12 protein-coding genes are annotated in these 17345 nt (G+C 66.1%); 3 read left to right on the top strand and 9 right to left on the bottom strand.

The features are described from left to right. Positions 1 to 104: 104 nt before the first annotated feature. Entirely contained in the window at positions 105 to 1286 is a 1182-nt protein-coding gene (locus BZL41_RS10580) for an MFS transporter (protein ID WP_095599253.1), read from the top strand. A gap of 21 nt (positions 1287 to 1307) precedes the next feature. On the opposite strand, the gene BZL41_RS10575 is transcribed toward BZL41_RS10580, so the two are convergent. From BZL41_RS10575 to BZL41_RS10550, 6 genes are read right to left on the bottom strand one after another with little or no spacing between them, the layout of a single operon-like run. Continuing rightward, a complete protein-coding gene (locus BZL41_RS10575; protein WP_095599252.1) occupies positions 1308 to 2942 on the bottom strand; it encodes a BatD family protein in 1635 nt (544 codons plus the stop codon). Next, a complete protein-coding gene (locus BZL41_RS10570; RefSeq protein WP_095599251.1) occupies positions 2939 to 4693 on the bottom strand; it encodes a VWA domain-containing protein in 1755 nt (584 codons plus the stop codon). Before BZL41_RS10570 ends, BZL41_RS10575 begins: the two co-directional genes overlap by 4 nt. Next, positions 4690 to 5709 carry a VWA domain-containing protein gene (locus BZL41_RS10565; RefSeq protein WP_095599250.1) on the bottom strand — a complete coding sequence of 340 codons (1020 nt, stop codon included), beginning with the start codon at positions 5707 to 5709 and terminating at the stop codon, positions 4690 to 4692. The genes BZL41_RS10570 and BZL41_RS10565 overlap by 4 nt, the downstream gene beginning before the upstream one ends. After that, the gene (locus BZL41_RS10560) at positions 5702 to 6196 is read right to left on the bottom strand and encodes a DUF4381 domain-containing protein (protein WP_095599249.1); all 495 of its coding nucleotides are present in this window, start codon (positions 6194 to 6196) and stop codon (positions 5702 to 5704) included. The genes BZL41_RS10565 and BZL41_RS10560 overlap by 8 nt, the downstream gene beginning before the upstream one ends. Further along, entirely contained in the window at positions 6193 to 7134 is a 942-nt protein-coding gene (locus BZL41_RS10555; RefSeq protein ID WP_095599248.1) for a DUF58 domain-containing protein, read from the bottom strand. The genes BZL41_RS10560 and BZL41_RS10555 overlap by 4 nt, the downstream gene beginning before the upstream one ends. A gap of 39 nt (positions 7135 to 7173) precedes the next feature. Continuing rightward, on the bottom strand, positions 7174 to 8133 hold the full coding sequence (locus tag BZL41_RS10550; RefSeq protein WP_084334126.1) for a MoxR family ATPase: 960 nt from the start codon (positions 8131 to 8133) through the stop codon (positions 7174 to 7176). Between the two features lie 364 nt (positions 8134 to 8497). Between BZL41_RS10550 and BZL41_RS10545 the strand changes: the two genes are divergently transcribed. Continuing rightward, positions 8498 to 9055 carry a DUF3365 domain-containing protein gene (locus BZL41_RS10545; protein ID WP_095599247.1) on the top strand — a complete coding sequence of 186 codons (558 nt, stop codon included), beginning with the start codon at positions 8498 to 8500 and terminating at the stop codon, positions 9053 to 9055. A 42-nt stretch (positions 9056 to 9097) separates the two neighbouring features. Here the strand turns inward: BZL41_RS10545 and BZL41_RS10540 are convergent, their stop codons facing one another. Then, entirely contained in the window at positions 9098 to 10294 is a 1197-nt protein-coding gene (locus BZL41_RS10540; RefSeq protein WP_095599246.1) for an expansin EXLX1 family cellulose-binding protein, read from the bottom strand. A 443-nt stretch (positions 10295 to 10737) separates the two neighbouring features. Here BZL41_RS10540 and BZL41_RS10535 point away from each other — a divergent pair, with 443 nt between their 5' ends. Continuing rightward, the gene (locus tag BZL41_RS10535) at positions 10738 to 15600 is read left to right on the top strand and encodes an NAD-glutamate dehydrogenase (RefSeq protein WP_095599245.1); all 4863 of its coding nucleotides are present in this window, start codon (positions 10738 to 10740) and stop codon (positions 15598 to 15600) included. Positions 15601 to 15670: 70 nt separating this feature from the next. Here the strand turns inward: BZL41_RS10535 and BZL41_RS10530 are convergent, their stop codons facing one another. Next, positions 15671 to 16609, bottom strand: a complete 939-nt coding sequence (locus BZL41_RS10530; RefSeq protein WP_095599244.1) for an alpha/beta fold hydrolase — start codon at positions 16607 to 16609, stop codon at positions 15671 to 15673. Positions 16610 to 17035: 426 nt separating this feature from the next. After that, a complete protein-coding gene (locus BZL41_RS10525) occupies positions 17036 to 17242 on the bottom strand; it encodes a hypothetical protein (RefSeq protein WP_095599243.1) in 207 nt (68 codons plus the stop codon). Positions 17243 to 17345: the final 103 nt, after the last annotated feature.

Genomic DNA, 17345 nt, shown 5'->3' with positions numbered 1-17345 from the left:
ATCCCCGCAAAGGCCCTTTGCAGGATCGGCAAAGCCGGTCGGACGGGCACATGCTAGGCTGCCGCGCGGTCCAATCAGGACCCCGTTCGTTGCGAGCCCTGCCGATGTCCCCCACGCCCGATACCTTCCTCAAGCGCGGTACCGCCGCTTACCGGCGCGCCACGCTGGCGCTGTTCTGCGCCGGTTTCGCCACCTTCGCCCTGTTGTACTGCGTGCAACCTTTGCTGCCCCTTCTGGCCGGATATTTCCAGGTGTCGGCGGCGAGCAGCAGTCTGGTCCTGTCGCTCACCACGTTGAGCCTTGCGGTCTGCCTGCTGGTATCCGGGGCCCTGGCGGAAAGCTGGGGACGCAAGCCGGTGATGGCGGCGGCGCTGGGATTGGCCAGTGCGCTCGGCATCGCCTGTGCGCTGGTGGAGTCCTGGCATCTGCTGCTGGTGCTGCGTGCCGCCCTCGGGTTGGCACTGAGCGGGTTGCCGGCGCTGGCCATGGCCTATGTCGGTGAAGAGTTCGACCCGGAAGCGTTGCCGGCGGCGATGGGGCTGTACATCGGCGGCACCGCGCTGGGCGGGTTGCTCGGCCGTCTGCTCGCTGGCCTGCTCAGCGACCTCGGCGGCTGGCAACTGGCCCTCGGCGGCATTGCCGCGGTGGGGCTGGCGGCCCTGGCGCTGTTTGTCTGGCTGTTGCCGCCGTCGCGGCATTTCAAGGCCCATCCGCTGTCCCTCGGCGGGTTGCTCGGTAACTTCCGGGCCCACCTGGGCAATGCGGACCTGCGCGGCTTGTTCCTGCTGGCGTTCCTGCTCATGGGCGGTTTCGTCGCGCTGTTCAACTACGTCGGCTTCCGCCTCGCCGGGCCGCCGTTCGGCCTGTCTTCGACAGTGATCGGTCTGCTCTTTACCGTCTACCTGGTGGGCATCCTCAGCGCCGGCTGGGGCGGGCGCCTGGTGCCGCACTTCGGCGCCCGACGGGTGATGCTCGGCGGCATCGGCATCATGCTGTCTGGCGTGGCGCTCTGCGCGCTACCCTGGCTGAGTGCCGCGGTGATCGGCCTGGCTCTGGTCACCCTGGGTTTTTTCGCCGCCCATGCGGTGGCCAGCGGGCAGGTTGGCCAGCGCGCCCAGGGGGCCAAGGCGCAGGCGTCGGCGCTCTACCTGTGCGCCTATTACCTGGGCTCCAGTCTGGTGGGCTATATCGGCGGCTATGTCTGGGAACACGCCGGCTGGCTGCCGTTGCTCGGCCTGCTGGCCGCCGTCTTCGTGCTCGCGGCGTGGCGTGCGAGGCGCCTGTAGAACTTTCCCCGACGCTTGACTTCAGCGCGGGTACAGCGGCGGCAGCGGGCTCGGTTCCTGCGGGCCGCTGGGCGCTTCGGCGGCGGGCAGGGCGCGGATCGCCTTCCACAGGTCCTCGCCTTGCCAGTGCTGGCCGCTTTCGCTGTAGAGCGCCCCGTTCAGGCCATCCAGGGCATCCGACAGGGGTATGAAACGCGCCGCCATGTCCGCCAGGGTTTCCGGTTGCTGGCGGGCCCAGGCATCGAGGGCCTGGCGGGTCGCCTGGGGATCGTTGGCCAGGCAGGCGCGCTTGAGGTCGTCGAGCAGCGTGCGTGGGCTCGGGCCGCTCTGTGTGCTGGGCGGGATCGCCGGCTGCCGGCGGGCGCGCCACCAGAGGCCGAAGCCGAGCAGGGTGGTACCGGCCAGCAGTGCGGTGGCGAGCTGCCACGGCCATACGACCGGTCCTTCGACGAGGATCGGGCTGGGCTCCACGCCTCGCGGGCTGTCCATTTCCAGGTTCGGGTTGGTTGCCACGTCCAGATTGCGGCCGGGCAGTTGGGTGCGTTCGAGGCGGTCTTCGCGGGTGTTCCACCAGACCACTTCCACTGGCGGCAGCTCGATGCGCCCGGCGCGGGTGGGCACCAGTGCCTCGCGTTCTTCCCGACTGCCGGTCAGGCCCCGTTCGCCCGCCGTCGAGGACAGTTGCGGCTGGTCGGGGTAGCGCCGCAGGCCCTCCACCTGGCCGGTGCGGATCGGCGGCAACTGGGCGCTGGACAGGCCCTCGGCCTTGAGGATCAGGCTGCGGGTCAGCGAGTCGCCGACCATGGCGTGGGCCGGGTCGGGGTTCCAGGCTTCGGCAAGTCCTACGGAGCGGGCCGGCAACCAGGGGGCATCGTTGGGGTAACCGGCCGGGATCGGTTTGACCTCCAGCGGGATTTCCGGGGATTTCACCCGGGTCAGCTTGCCCGGTCGCGGGCCGAAGGGAAGGAAGTCGTCGCGCTGCGAGCGGTCCACCAGGGTAGCGCTGAAGGTCTGTGCGGGGATGGTCATCTCGCCGCTACGCTGCGGGAAGATGGCGTAGCGCAGTTCGATCACGCCGTGGCGCACACCGTTGATGGTCTTCTCGTAGGTGCGCGGTTCGCCCAGTGGCTCGATGCGGGCGTCGGGCATCTGCAGCGGGGTCAGGCTGCTGTCGTCGTAGAGCGAAACCGAATGATAGATGCGCAGGGTCAGCACCGCCTGGGCCTGCACGTAGACGCTGTCCTGGTCCAGGCTGGCGTCGATGAACACCGGGGCCAACTGGGCGGTGTCCGCGCTGCCGCTGGGCTGGACGTGGAGGATGATGGGCTGGGTCTCGGCGTCGGCCAGGCGCAGGGGGGGGATCTGCACTTCACCGCTCTGTTTCGGCTGCAGGGTGACGATCCAGCGGGTGGTGGCGCGGGCTTCGCCATTGAGCGTGGTGAGCCGGTTGACCTGGCGCGTGCCGAGCACCTCGAAGCGCTCTTCGAGGGGGCTCAGGTCGGGTTTGCCGAACAGCGTGGCGTCGCTGGATTCCAGGATCAGTTCGACGGTTTCGCCTTCGCTCAGGCGCGTGCGGTCGACGCTGGCGGAGAAGCCCGCGGCGCCGGCCTGCAAGGCGAGCAGGCTGAGCAGAAGGGCACAAAGCAGGCGGATCATCGGTTCTGTTCCTGACGCTGTTGCTGTTCATACCAGAATTTGCGCCGCAGCAGCTCGCCCGGGTCGTCGGGGATCTGTCGCAGCCATTGTTCCAGGGCCTGGCGGCGCTCGGTGTCGAGCGAGTCGAGGGCTTCTTCGGCCTGGCTGGCCTTGGCGGGATCGCCGTCGCCGTTTTCCTGGCCGTTGCCTTGCGGCTGGCCGGCCTGTTGCTCCGAAGGCTTCTGCTCGCCGGTATTCCCGTTGTCTTTCCCGCCATTCTGCGGTTCGTTGCCGGCCTGCTGTTTCTCTCCCTCATCGCCGTTCTGGCTGTCGCCGGCGCTCTGTGGGGAGGCTTGACCTTGGCTGGAATCGCCGTCCTGCTGCGCGTTCTGGCCCTGCTGTTGTTTTTGCTTCTGTTGGCGCAGCAACTCTTCCACCAACGCCTTGTTCTTGCGCGCCGGCTCCAGGTCCGGCTGACGCTCCAGGGCCTGGTCGTAGGCATCCAGCGCGGCTTCCAGTTCACCGCTGCGGGCCAGGGCATTGCCGCGGTTGTATTGATCGGCGGCGTTGTCGCTCTGGGCGAAGCGTTCGGCGGCGGCGGCATAATCGCCGGCCTGATAGAGCGCCTGGCCCTGGCGGCGCGGGTCTTCGAAGCGTTGGGCGGCTTCGGCCGGGCGCTGTGCGTCGAGCAGGCGCTGGCCCTGTTGGTCGCGGCGCAGCCAGAGGTCGTCGAAATCGAAGGCATAACCGGGTTGCGGCAGGCTGAGCATCAGCAGCGGCAGGCAGAACAGCCAGCCACGACGGCCGGCGCAGGCGGCGATCAGCAGGAGCGGCAGCAGCAACCAGTAGCCCTGATCGGCCCAGGCTTGCAGGCGGGTCGGTTCGCCGTCGCTGCGCAGGCTTTGCGGGCCATCGAGCAGGCCGAGGGCGCGCAGGTCGCTGTCGTCCAGGCGCGCCTGCCGGTAGCTGCCGCCCAGTTCGTTGGCGAAACGCTTGAGCCCGGCACTGTCCAGGCGCGGCAGGAGGATCGCACCCTGGGCATCCTTGAGGAAACCGCCGTTCTCGGCGGCGATGGGTGCACCCTGGGGTGTACCGATGCCGAGGATGCGCAGGCGCTCACCCTGGTCGAGGGCGCGGCGGATACCCTGGCGTTCCTGTTCGTCGAGTTCCGAGCCGATCAGCAGAATCTGGCCGTTGCCCTGGGCGCCTTGCTGGAGCAGGGCCAACGCCTTTTCCACGGCGAGGTCGGCGCGCCGCCCCGGCACCGGCATGATCGACGGCTTGAGCGACTCCAGCAGGTTGCGGGTGGTGGCGAGGTCGTCGGAGAGCGGGACCAGCGTGTGAGCGCTGCCTGCGAAAACGACGATGGCCGTTTGTGCGTCGCGACGTACTTCCAGCAGGTCGAGGAGCTTGCGCTTGGCCTGTTCCAGGCGGTTCGGCGCGGCATCGGTGGCGAGCATCGCAGGCGTCAGTTCGAGCAGGATCACCAGTGGGTCGGCGCGTTTCTGCGCGGGTTGCTCGACGCGCTGCCAGCTCGGCCCGAGCAGGGCCAGGAGGGCGAGCAGCCAGGCCAGGCCGAGGGCGATCCAGGGCAGCCGGCTGCCGCGCCCACGGCCACCGGACAGCAGTACCGCATGGAAGGCGGGCGGCAGCAGCAGTTGCCAGTGCCCGCTGCGCCGTTCGCGGTGCCAGAGCTGCCAGAGCAGCCAGCCGAGCAATGGCAGCAGGATCAGCCAGTAGGGGCGTAGCCAGTGAGGCCAGAGCGCGATCATGTACGCCTCCAGAATCCGCGCGGCGGCCGGTGCAGGGCCTGCGGCCAGAGTTCGCGGACGACCAGCAGCAGGCTGAGCAGCAGGGCGGCGGCCAGCGGCCAGGCATACAGGGCCAGGGCCGGGCGCGCCTGGGTGGGTTGCTGGGCGACCGGCTCCAGGCGATCGAGGGTTTCTTCGATGGCTTCGAGTTCTTCGCTGGAGCGTGCGCGGAAGTAGGTGCCGCCGGTCAGTTCGGCGATTTCGCGCAGGGTCGGTTCGTCCAGGTCGACGCCGGGGTTGAAGCTGAGCAGGCCGAGGGCGCCGCTCTGCTGCGGGTCGGCGCCAATGCCGATGGGGTAGATGGTCACGCCGGCTTCGGCGGCTAGGCGGGCCGCGGTGATCGGTTCGATCTGGCCGCCATTGTTGGCTCCGTCGGTGACCAGTACCAGAACGCGGCTATTGGCCGGGCGCTCGCGCAGCCGCTTGACTGCCAGGCCAATGGCGTCGCCGATGGCGGTGTTCTTGCCGGCGATGCCGATCAGCGCCTCGTCGAGCCAGGTGCGCACGGTGGCGCGGTCGAAGGTCAGTGGCGATTGCAGGTAGGCCTGGCTGCCGAACAGGATGAGGCCGACGCGGTCGCCGCGGCGATCCTCGATGAAGTCGCCGAGCAGATGCTTGACCAGGATGAGGCGGCTGACTTCGGTGCCTTCCCATTCCATGTCGGCGTAATCCATGGAGCCGGACACGTCCACCGCCAGCAGCAGGTCGCGCCCGCTGGCCGGCAGTGGCAGCGGTTCGCCGACCCACTCGGGGCGGGCCGCGGCGAGCAGCAGGAGCAGCCAGAGCAGGGCGAAGGGTGCCTGCTGGCGCCAGGCCGGCAGGTTGGCGCGGGCGCGGCGGCCGGCCAGCCCTTCCAGCTCGTCGAGGTAGGCGACCTTCAGTGCCGCTTCGCCGCTGTCGGCCACCGGCAGCAGGATACGCAGCAGCCAGGGCAGCGGGGCGAGCAGGAAGACCCAGGGCCAGGCGAACTCAAACATGCTTGCGAATCCAGGTTTCCACGGCCTGGTTGAGACCGTCCACGGCCTTGTCGTCGAGTCGGCATTCAGCGCGGTAGGCGCCTTCCACCAGGATCATCCAGCGCGTCAGGCCGGCGGCCGGGCAGCGGCTGTCGAGAAAGGCGAGCCAACTGCGGCCGCTGAGGGTATGGCTGTGGTTATCCGGGTAATGGGCCCGGCAGAGGCGCTTGAGCAGGGCGTTGAGCTGTTGCAGCCAGGGGCCGGCCGGCACGCCGTCGTAGGGTTTGCGCAGTTGCGCCAGCTCGGCGAGGGCGGCCAGGCGCAGCGGGTCCAGCGGCTGTTCGGTGGCGACCTTGCGACGTGGCCAGGGCAGCCGACGGCGCAGTCGCCAGAGCCCGGCGACCAGCAGCGGCAGCAGCACGGCCAGCAGCCACCAGCCGGGCGCCGGCGGCCACCAGCTCACCGGCGGTGGCAGTATCAGCGGTTGCAACTGGTCCAGCGGGTTCATGGGGCGATGTCCTGGCGTTGCACGGCGAGGTGGTCGCGCAACTGATCGACCAGCTCGTACTGCGTGCTCAGCGGCAGCAGCGGTACGCGCAGCTTCTGCGCCAGGCGTTGCCAGCGAGCGCCGCGCTCTTCGCCGCGGTCGCGGTAGGTGCGGCGCAGCTCGGCGGCGTGGGTATCCAGTTCGAGCAGGGCTCCGCGCTGGTCGAAGCGCAGCAGGCCGGCGGCGGGCATGGCGCGGTCGAGTGGGTCGGCGATTGGCAGCAGCAACAGGTCGATGTGCCGCGCCAGCAGGGCGAGCTGGCGTTCTGCACTGTCGTTCAGGGTGCGTTCGTCGCATAGCACTGCCACCAGGCTGCCGGGACGCAGTACTTCTCGGGTGCGGCGCAGGGCCAGGGCGAAGGCATCGCGGTTGGGCTGGATTTCGGTGTGCAGGGCGACGTTGGCGCGGACCAGGCGGTTGAGCAGTTGCAGCAGGCTCTGCTTGCTGCGCCGGGGCTTGATTTCATGGTGTTCGCTGTCGCTGAACACCAGCCCGCCGATGCGATCATTGTGGCCCAGGGCGGCCCAGCCGATGAACGCGGCGGCCTGGGCGGCGAGCACCGACTTGAACATCAGCGAGGAGCCGAAGAACAACTGTCGGCTCTGTTCGACGAGGACGAAGATCGGTCTTTCGCGCTCTTCGTGGAACAGTTTGGTGTGCGGTTCCTGGGTGCGCGCGGTGACGCGCCAGTCGATGTTGCGCACGTCGTCTCCGGCCTGGTAGACGCGCACCTGGTCGAAGTCGACGCCGCGCCCGCGCAGCTTGGAGTGGTGCAGGCCGATCAACGGGCTGCGCCGGCCGGGTGTGGAGAACAACGGCACCTCGCGCACGCGGTGACGCATCTCGATCAGTTCGGCCAGGCTGGCATAGATGCCGGGTTGCGGGGCGAGGCTGTGCATGGCGGGCTACGGCTGGTCGCTTACGGCTTGCTGCTGCATTTAGGCCACCGCCACCACGTCGAGAATGCGCTGGATGACCCGGTCCTGGTCGATGCCGGCGGCTTCCGCCTCGAAGGACAGGATGATGCGATGGCGCAGCACGTCGAACAGCACCGCCTGGATGTCCTCGGGGCTGACGAAATCGCGCCCGGCCAGCCAGGCATGGGCACGCGCACAGCGGTCGAGAGCGATGGAGCCGCGTGGGCTGGCGCCATAGGCGATCCACTCGGCCATCTCGGGATCGAACTTGGCCGGCGTGCGGGTGGCCATGATCAATTGCACCAGGTACTCCTCCACCGCGTCGGCCATGTACAGGCCGAGGATTTCCTTGCGTGCGGCGAAGATCGCCTGCTGGCTCAGGCGGCGCTCCGGCTTGGTCTCGCCGTTGAGCGCCTCGCCGCGGGCCTGCTGGAGGATGCGCCGCTCCACGCCGGCATCCGGGAAGCCGATCCTGACGTGCATGAGGAAGCGGTCGAGCTGAGCCTCCGGCAGCGGGTAGGTGCCTTCCTGCTCGATGGGGTTCTGCGTGGCCATGACCAGGAACAGCGGTGACAGCTCGTAGGTGCTGCGGCCGATGCTGACCTGGCGCTCGGCCATGGCTTCGAGCAGCGCCGATTGCACCTTGGCCGGGGCGCGGTTGATTTCGTCGGCGAGCACCAGATTGTGGAAGATCGGCCCCTGCTGGAACACGAAGCTGCCGGTTTCCGGGCGATAGATCTCGGTGCCGGTGATGTCCGCCGGGAGCAGGTCGGGAGTGAACTGGATGCGGTGGAACTCGGCTTCGAGCCCCTCGGCCAGGTCCTTGATCGCCTTGGTCTTGGCCAGGCCGGGGGCGCCTTCGACGAGCAGGTGGCCGTCGGCGAGCAGCGCGATCAGCAGGCGTTCGATGAGTTTTTCCTGGCCGAGAATCTGGCTTGAAAGAAAGTGTCGCAGCGCGACGAGCGCTTCACGGTGTTCCATCGAGGGGCTCTTGTTCAAGGGTTCCGACGGGGTGGACCGTCATGGTCGGGCGATCACTTTAATCCAAGAGCGGTGTGGAAACTAACGGCCAGCGCACGAAGAGCGTTAGTGGATTTGTCGTAGCACCCGGAGAGCACCGTTTCGCTGGACATACTACCGAAATACAATATATAAAAATACATAATATTGTTTGTTGAAGTGAATCCCGAGCATTCGTCTCGGGCATCAACATTCGATCCGTTTGGCGGGCGGGCTTTCCGGTGCATCGGCCGGAATGTTCGCAGTGCGCTTGCCCGGGGCAGAGCAGGGTTCGCATGTACCGCCGTTTCTGTTCTTTGAAGGTCATTGGGCCGAAGGAGTCCTCATGCGCCACCTCACCGCTGTCTGTTGTGTCCTGTTCAGTGTGCATGTCGCCGCCGAGCCATTGGAGGAACTGGCCGCCGAAGGCGCGGCGCTGATCCCGCCGTTCCAGCAGCAATTGTTGGAGACGGTGAAGACCACCATGGCCAGCGGTGGGCCGGCCAAGGCGGTGGAAGCTTGCCAGTTGCTGGCGCCGGGTATCGCGTCCGCCCATGGGCGCGATGGCTGGGCGGTGGGGCGGACGGCGTTGAAGGTGCGCAACCCGGACAACGCGCCGGATGCCTGGGAGCGTGCCGTGCTCGAGCGCTTCACCGAGCGGGCGGCGGCCGGCGAGCCGCTGGCGTCGATGCAGCAGGTTGACGTGGTGGACGGAGAGGTACGGCTGATGAAGGCCATTCCCACTGGAGAACCCTGCCTGGCGTGCCATGGCCAGAAGATCGAGCCAGCCTTGGCGGCGCTTATCGACCAGCGCTACCCGGGCGACCAGGCACGCGACTTTGCCGTGGGCGACCTGCGCGGTGCCTTCACTCTGCGGCGTCCGCTGGAGGCGTCGGCGGAATAGGGGATTCCGCCCGTTGCAGCAGGCAACGGGCGGAAAGGGAGTTCAGCGGTTGGCGCAGTAGCCGAACTCTGTGCTGGCGTCGGCGGCGAGGGTGGCGTTCCAGTTGACGCCGGAGGCCGTCAGGGTCGCACCGTCCTGGCTCCAGGTGGCATTCCAGGCGGTGTAGAGGGTGCCTTCCACGTTCAGCGCGATGTTCCAGGTCAGCGCTGTGCTGCTGGGGTTGGCGACGGTGACGGTGGCGCAATAGCCGTTGCCCCAGTCGTTGTCGATGCGCTGGGCGACGGTCGCTTCGCTGGCCGGCGGTGTGGTCGTCGGGCCGCTTTCATCATCGTCGCCCGCCGAGTCGCAACCGAGGTCGGTGGGGTAGTCGATCAGGCCGTCGCCGTCGTTATCGATGTTGTCGAAGCAGGCTTTCGCCGGCTCCTGCACGGAACCGGCTTCGTCATCGTCGCTGGCGGAAGTGCAGCCGCTGTCGGCCGGGTAATCGGTGTTGCCGTCGCCATCGTTGTCGATGCCATCGGCGCAGGCCGCCGGGACGGGCTCCGGGCTGGTCTCGAACTGCTGGTTCAGCACGATGGGCGTGGTCACCACCAGGGCGATGCCCTTGGCTTCGACGACGTGGCCGAAGACATCGGTGATGCGGAAATCATACGGGCCTTCGCCCATGCCACCGGCTTCGAGAAAGTAGTTGTACATTTCCCGCGGCAGCGTCTTGTAGGCCGCATCGCCGTTGCTGCGACGATACTCCAGGCTCTTCACCGGATAGCGCGCGTCGCGCACCTGCACGGCGGTCCACCACTGACTGGAGCCTTCCTTGAAGAACAGCGACATCGAGGCGTAGGAGCAGGGGATGTACTTCCAACTGATCGGAAAGCGCCCTTCCTGATAGGTGCCGATCTGGAGGAAGGCCGGGTCGCTCATGTCGATGTCGCCCGGCGCGCACTCCGGGCAGCGGTTGTCGACCCGTGCGATCACCGTCTTGCCGGTTTCCGGCCGGGTGATCTCGACGCAGGCGCCGCACGCCTGGGAGCCGGCATAGTCGGTGTGGTTCATGGCGACGATGGGCAGGTCGTCCGGCAGCGGGAAGCTGCACTGCCCGCCGGGGCCGCCACCGTATCCGGTGGCTTCGCCATAGTGGATCTGGTCGTAACCGAGGTCGTCGGCCAGGGAGGGCAACGACGTGCTGAGGAGCAGGCCGGCAGCCAGGAGGGTAAAGCGGCGTTTCATCGTTGTTTTCATGTCCACACCTTCATCCGTTGGTGGGGCCGGTTCCCTGGCGTTTCGTTTGGGCGCGCCTTCCCGAGGCGAAGCTGCAGTCTAAGCGGTACGGTCGTGCTTGTTTTGTCAATTGATTCGCAGGTCATGCGATACGTGGTTGGCAGTTGTTTCGATTCGGCGATAACCCGAAGCAGCCCTATTTCCTGAACGAATATGTCGCAGCCTGGAAAGCTGCGAAGCGCCGTCACTCGCTAAGCTTTGGCGCGGATGTGACTGATGGGTCGTGGGACGCGCCTGAGTTCCATGGGGTGCCGGTTCGATGCATTGGACTAGGCTCTGTACGGAGTACGCGCAGGCGGTGCTCCGCAGGGGCCGGATGTTGAACCACGGCGTCGCGCACCGGTCTTCCAACCCGTCAGCCTTTGGGCACTTTCGATCGAACAACAGCCAACTGGAGTTAAACCATGGCGTTCTTTACGGCGGCCAGCAAAGCCGACTTCCAGCATCAACTGCAAGCGGCCCTGGCGCAGCACGTCAGCGAGCAGGCACTGCCACAAGTGAGTCTGTTCGCCGAACAATTCTTCGGCATCATCGCCCTCGACGAACTGATCCAGCGCCGGCTGTCCGACCTGGTCGGCTGCACGCTGTCGTCCTGGCGGCTGCTGGAGAACTTCGATCCCGCCAAGCCCGAAGTGCGGGTGTTCAATCCAGATTACGAGAAGCATGGCTGGCAGTCCACCCACACAGCGGTGGAAGTGCTGCACCGCGACCTGCCGTTCCTGGTCGACTCAGTGCGCATGGAGCTGAACCGCCGCGGCTATAGCATCCACACCCTGCAGAACAGCGTGCTCAGCGTGCGCCGCAACGCCGCTGGCGAATTGCTCGAACTGCTGCCCAAGGGCAGTCAGGAGGAGGGCGTGCAGCAGGAAGCGCTGATGTTCCTGGAGATTGATCGCTGCGCCAACGTGGGCGAGCTGCGGGCTCTGGAAAGCGCCTTGCAGGAAGTGCTCGAGGAAGTGCGCCTGGCGGTGACCGACTTCCAGCCGATGAAGGCCAAGGCCCAGGAGCTGCTGGCCGCGCTGGACAAGGGCAAGCTGAAGGTGGACGCAGACGAGTTGGCGGAGGTCAAGGTCTTCCTCGGCTGGCTGCTGGACAACCATTTCACCTTCCTCGGCTATGAAGAATTCACCGTTGCCGAACAGCCCGGCGGCGGCCACATGGTCTACGACGAAAAGTCTTTGCTGGGCCTGTCCAGGCGTCTGCGCACCGGGCTCAAGCCGGAGGACGTGCACATCGAGCCGGAAGCCGTGGCTTACCTGCGCGAGCCGCTGCTGCTGTCCTTCGCCAAGGCGGCGGTGCCGAGCCGTGTGCACCGTCCGGCCTACCCGGATTTCGTCTCCATCCGCGAACTGGACAGCAAGGGCAATGTGGTCAAGGAGTGCCGTTTCATGGGCCTCTACACCTCCTCGGTGTATGCCGAAAGCGTGCATCACATCCCCTACATCCGCCGCAAGGTTGCCGAGATCAAGCGCCGCTCCGGCTTCGAAAGCTCCGCCCACCTGGGCAAGGAACTGGCCCAGGTGCTGGAGGTGCTGCCGCGCGACGACCTGTTCCAGACCCCGGTGGACGAGCTGTTCAACACCGCCATTTCCATCGTGCAGATTCAGGAGCGCAACAAGCTGCGCCTGTTCCTGCGCAAGGACCCCTACGGTCGCTTCTGCTACTGCCTGGCCTACGTGCCGCGTGACATCTATTCCACCGAGACCCGGGTGAAGATCCAGCAGGTGCTGATGGAGCGTCTGCAGGCCAGCGATTGCGAATTCTGGACCTACTTCTCCGAGTCGGTGCTGGCGCGGGTGCAATTCATCCTGCGGGTGGACCCGAAGAACAAGGTGCAGATCGATCCGCTGCGCCTCGAACAGGAAGTCATCCAGGCCTGCCGTTCGTGGAAGGACGACTACACCAGTCTGATGGTGGAAAGCTTTGGCGAGGCCCAGGGCACGTCGATCCTGGCCCAGTTCCCGGGCGGTTTCCCGGCCGGCTACCGCGAGCGTTTCGCCCCGCACTCGGCGGTGGTCGACATGCAGCACCTGCTCAGCCTGGGCGACCAGCGCCCGCTGGTGATGAGCTTCTACCAGCCGCTGACGCAGGTCGGCCAGACGCTGCATTGCAAGCTCTACCACGCCGACAGCCCGCTGCCGCTGTCCGACGTGCTGCCGATCCTGGAGAACCTCGGCCTGCGCGTGCTCGGTGAGTTCCCCTATCGCATGCGCCAGCAGAACGGCCGCGAGTTCTGGATCCATGACTTCGCCTTCACTTATGCCGAAGGCGTGGACATCGATATCCAGCAGCTCAATGACACCCTGCAGGATGCCTTCATCCATATCAGCAACGGTGCGGCGGAGAACGATGCCTTCAACCGCCTGGTGCTGACCGCTGGCCTGGCCTGGCGTGACGTGGCGCTGCTGCGTGCCTATGCGCGCTATATGAAGCAGATCCGCCTGGGCTTCGACCTCGGCTACATCGCCAGCACCCTGATCAACCACACCGACATCGCCAAGGAGCTGGTGCGTCTGTTCCGCACCCGCTTCTACCTGGCGCGCAAGCTGTCCGCAGAAGATCTGGACGACAAGCAGCAGAAGCTCGAACAGGCCATCCTCAGCGCCTTGGACAACGTCGCGGTACTCAACGAAGACCGCATCCTGCGGCGCTACCTGGACCTGATCAAGGCCACCCTGCGTACCAACTTCTATCAGCCGGACGCCAACGGTCAGGCGAAGAGTTACTTCAGCTTCAAGTTCAACCCGCGCGCCATTCCGGAAATGCCGCGTCCGGTGCCGAAGTTCGAAATCTTCGTCTATTCGCCGCGCGTCGAGGGCGTGCACCTGCGTGGCGGCAAGGTCGCCCGTGGCGGCCTGCGCTGGTCCGACCGCGAGGAGGATTACCGCACCGAGGTGCTCGGCCTGGTCAAGGCCCAGCAGGTGAAGAACGCGGTGATCGTGCCGGTCGGCGCCAAGGGCGGCTTCGTGCCGCGCCGCCTGCCCGTCGGCGGTTCGCGTGACGAGGTGCAGGCCGAGGCCATCGCCTGCTATCGCATCTTCATTTCCGGCTTGCTGGACATCACCGACAACCTGAAGGAAGGCGAGGTGGTGCCGCCGGCCAACGTGGTGCGCCACGACGAGGATGACCCCTATCTGGTGGTGGCGGCCGACAAGGGCACCGCGACCTTCTCCGACATCGCCAACGGCATCGCGGCCGAATACGGCTTCTGGCTGGGCGACGCTTTCGCTTCGGGTGGCTCCGCCGGTTACGACCATAAGGCCATGGGCATCACCGCCAAGGGCGGCTGGGTGTCGGTGCAGCGCCACTTCCGCGAGCGCGGGCTGGACGTGCAGAGGGACAACATCACCGTCATCGGTATCGGCGACATGGCCGGCGACGTGTTCGGCAACGGCCTGCTGCTGTCCGACAAGCTGCAACTGGTGGCTGCCTTCAACCACATGCACATCTTCATCGATCCGAACCCGGATGCGGAGAAGAGCTTCGCCGAGCGCCAGCGCCTGTTCAACCTGCCGCGTTCGTCTTGGGCCGACTATGACGCCAAGCTGATTTCCGCTGGTGGCGGGATTTTCCTGCGCAGCGCCAAGAGCATCGCGATCAGTAAGGAGATGAAGGAGCGCTTCGACATCGCCGCCGACAAGCTGACCCCGACCGAGTTGATCAACGCGCTGCTCAAGGCGCCGGTCGACTTGATCTGGAACGGCGGCATCGGCACCTACGTCAAGGCCAGCAGCGAGAGCCACGCCGACATCGGCGACAAGGCCAACGACGCCCTGCGGGTCAACGGCAACGAGCTGCGTGCGAAGGTGGTGGGCGAGGGCGGCAACCTCGGCATGAGCCAACTGGGCCGCGTGGAATATGGCCTCAATGGCGGCGCCAGCAACACCGACTTCATCGACAACGCCGGCGGCGTGGACTGCTCGGACCACGAGGTCAACATCAAGATCCTGCTGAACGAAGTGGTGGCGGCAGGGGACATGACCGAGAAGCAGCGCAACAAGCTGCTGGCCGAGATGACCGATGCCGTGGGCCAACTGGTGCTCAACAACAACTACAAGCAGACCCAGGCGCTGTCCCTGGCGCAGCGCCGCGCCCGCGAGCGGATCGGCGAGTACCGCCGCCTGATCGCCGCGCTGGAAGCGGCCGGCAAGCTGGACCGTGCCCTGGAGTTCCTGCCCACCGACGAGCAGTTGATCGAGCGCGCCGCCAACGGCCACGGCTTGACCCGTGCCGAGCTGTCGGTGCTGATCTCCTACAGCAAGATCGACCTCAAGGAAGCGCTGCTGAAGTCCCAGGTGCCGGACGACGATTACCTTGCCCGCGAGATGCAGACCGCCTTCCCGGCGCTGCTGACCGAGAAGTTCGGCGAGGCCATGTGTCGCCACCGCCTGAAGCGCGAGATCGTCAGCACCCAGATCGCCAACGATCTGGTCAACCACATGGGCATCACCTTCGTCCAGCGCCTGAAGGAGTCCACCGGCATGAGCGCCGCCAATGTGGCCGGCGCCTACGTGATCGTGCGCGACATCTTCCACCTGCCGCATTGGTTCCGTCAGATCGAAGCCCTGGATTACCAGGTGCCTGCCGAGCTGCAACTGAGCCTGATGGACGAACTGATGCGTCTGGGCCGTCGCGCGACCCGCTGGTTCCTGCGTAATCGACGCAACGAGCTGGATGCCGCCCGCGATGTCGCCCACTTCGGTCCGCGCATCGCCGCGCTCGGCCTGAAGCTCGACGAACTGCTCGAGGGCCCGACCCGAGAGCTGTGGCAGGCGCGCTTCCAGGCTTATGTGGATGCGGGTGTACCGGAGCTGCTGGCGCGCATGGTCGCCGGTACCAGCCACCTGTATACCCTGTTGCCGATTCTCGAAGCGGCGGACCTCACCGGGCAGGACCCGGCCCAGGTTGCGGCGGCCTACTTCGCCGTCGGCGGTGCTCTGGACCTGACCTGGTACCTGCAGCAGATCACCAGTCTGCCGGTGGAGAACAACTGGCAGGCCCTGGCGCGGGAAGCCTTCCGTGACGATCTGGATTGGCAGCAGCGGGCGATTACCGTCTCGGTGCTGCAACTGGCCGATGCCCCGGAAGACATCGAGGAGCGCGTTGCGCTCTGGCTGGAACAGCATCGTCCGCTGGTCGAGCGCTGGCGCGCCATGCTGGCCGAGCTGCGGGCGGCTACCGGCACCGACTACGCCATGTATGCCGTCGCCAACCGCGAGCTGATGGATCTGGCGCAGAGCGACAAACAGGGAGTTTGCATTCCCTGATCGACGCTTGCGTCATTGGCTTTGTGCTCAGCCCCGCCTCGTGCGGGGCTTTTTTATCCTGCGGTTCCGGTCACTGCGCTCTTTCCAATCCCTTCAGCAAGGCTTCGTGGAAGCGCTGCGGGTCTTGAATCTGTGGCGAATGGCCGAGATCGGCGAAGGTCACCAGAGTGGCGCCGGGGATGCGCCGGGCGGCCTCCCGGGCCAGGCGCGGGTAATCGCCGAGCTTCTTGCGCAGCGGCTCGGGCGCGGCGTCCTTGCCGATGGCCGTATTGTCGCGCTCACCGATCAGGAGCAGGGTCGGCATTTTCAATCCTTCGAATTCATAGAACACCGGCTGGGTGAAGACCATGTCGTAGGTCAGTGCCGAGTTCCAGGCCACCTTGTCCTTGCCCGGCCCCTTGAACAGGCCTGCCTGCATGCCGACCCAGCGCTCGAATTCGGGGCGCCATTCGCCGGCGTAGTAGGTGGTGCGCTGATAGGCGCGGATGCTGTCGGCGCTGGTCCGTTGTTCGCGCAGAAACCACTCGTCGACGCTGCGATATGGCACTCCCAAGGCTTTCCAGTCTTCCAGACCGATCGGATTGAGCAGGATGAGCTGCTCGACCTGCTCCGGGTAGAGCAGGGCATAGCGGGTGGCGAGCATGCCACCCATGGAATGTCCCATCAGGCCGAAACGGCTGATGCCGAGACTGTCGAGCAGGGCGCGGGTGTTGGCTGCGAGCTGGTGGAAGCTGTACTGGTAGTGAGTCGGCTTGGTCGATTTGCAAAAGCCAACCTGATCTGGCGCCACCACGCGGTAGCCGGCTTGGGTCAGGGCGCGGATGCTGTCTTCCCAGGTGGCGGCGCAGAAGTTCTTGCCGTGCAGCAGCACGAGGGTGCGGCCGTTGGGGCGTTCCGGTTGGGCGTCCAGGTAGGCCATCTCCAGCGCTTCGTCCTGGGACTGGAAGGCAAAGGTCTTGACCGGGAAGGGATACTCGAACCCTTCCAGCCGTTCGCCATAGCTGGGCATTTCGGTGGTGGAAGAGGCGTTCGCCAGGGCGGGCAGGCAAAGAAGCGGGATCAGGCAAAGCGGCCACGTGGCATGCGATTTCTCCTTCAGGCGTCCGAGCCGGCCGATTCGTCGGCGGGGCTCAGGATTCGAGCGTCGAACCGGCCTGAGGTTTCACATGCGGCGGTCGCGGTCAGGTGGCGCGCCGGGGCCTGAAACGGTGCGAATGCTCCGGCAGCCAGCGGTAATAGAAGTGGAACTCGAACAAGGCCGGGTGCAGGCAGGTGCAGAGCGTCTGGCCACCTTGCGGATCGCGGAAACGCAGATAACCCAGTTCGGCCAGGGAGCGAAAGGCTTCCTGCTCGGCATGGTTCAGCCAGATGGGTTTGCCGCGTGCGAGATCGACGGCGTGATGGCAGAGGCGAGGCAGGCTGACCTCACCGGGTGTCAGGGTTGCCGGATGCGTTTTTCCAGCTCCTCCAGATCCACCAGAGTCTGCTTGCCGAAGCGCCGGACGGGTAATTTTCCGCTTTCTATCCATGTCGCCACGATCTCCTGCTTTTCGCCCAGACCAATCAGTTCTGCGAAGCGCATCACGCTGATATAGCGGGGGTATTCAACAAATTGCGCCGGGGAGAGTTCTTCCAGTTTCATGCGGCTTCCTGCAACATGAGCAAGTCCATTTCCGACCTCGGGCAGGTCGGATATCGTCATTCTTGTTTACTAATATTTAGTAAGTCAATGCTTTCAGTGGTGT

The organism is Pseudomonas sp. PIC25, from assembly GCF_002286785.1.
In the GTDB taxonomy this organism is placed as follows: domain Bacteria; phylum Pseudomonadota; class Gammaproteobacteria; order Pseudomonadales; family Pseudomonadaceae; genus Pseudomonas_M.
This window is presented reverse-complemented; position numbering and strand designations above follow the sequence as displayed.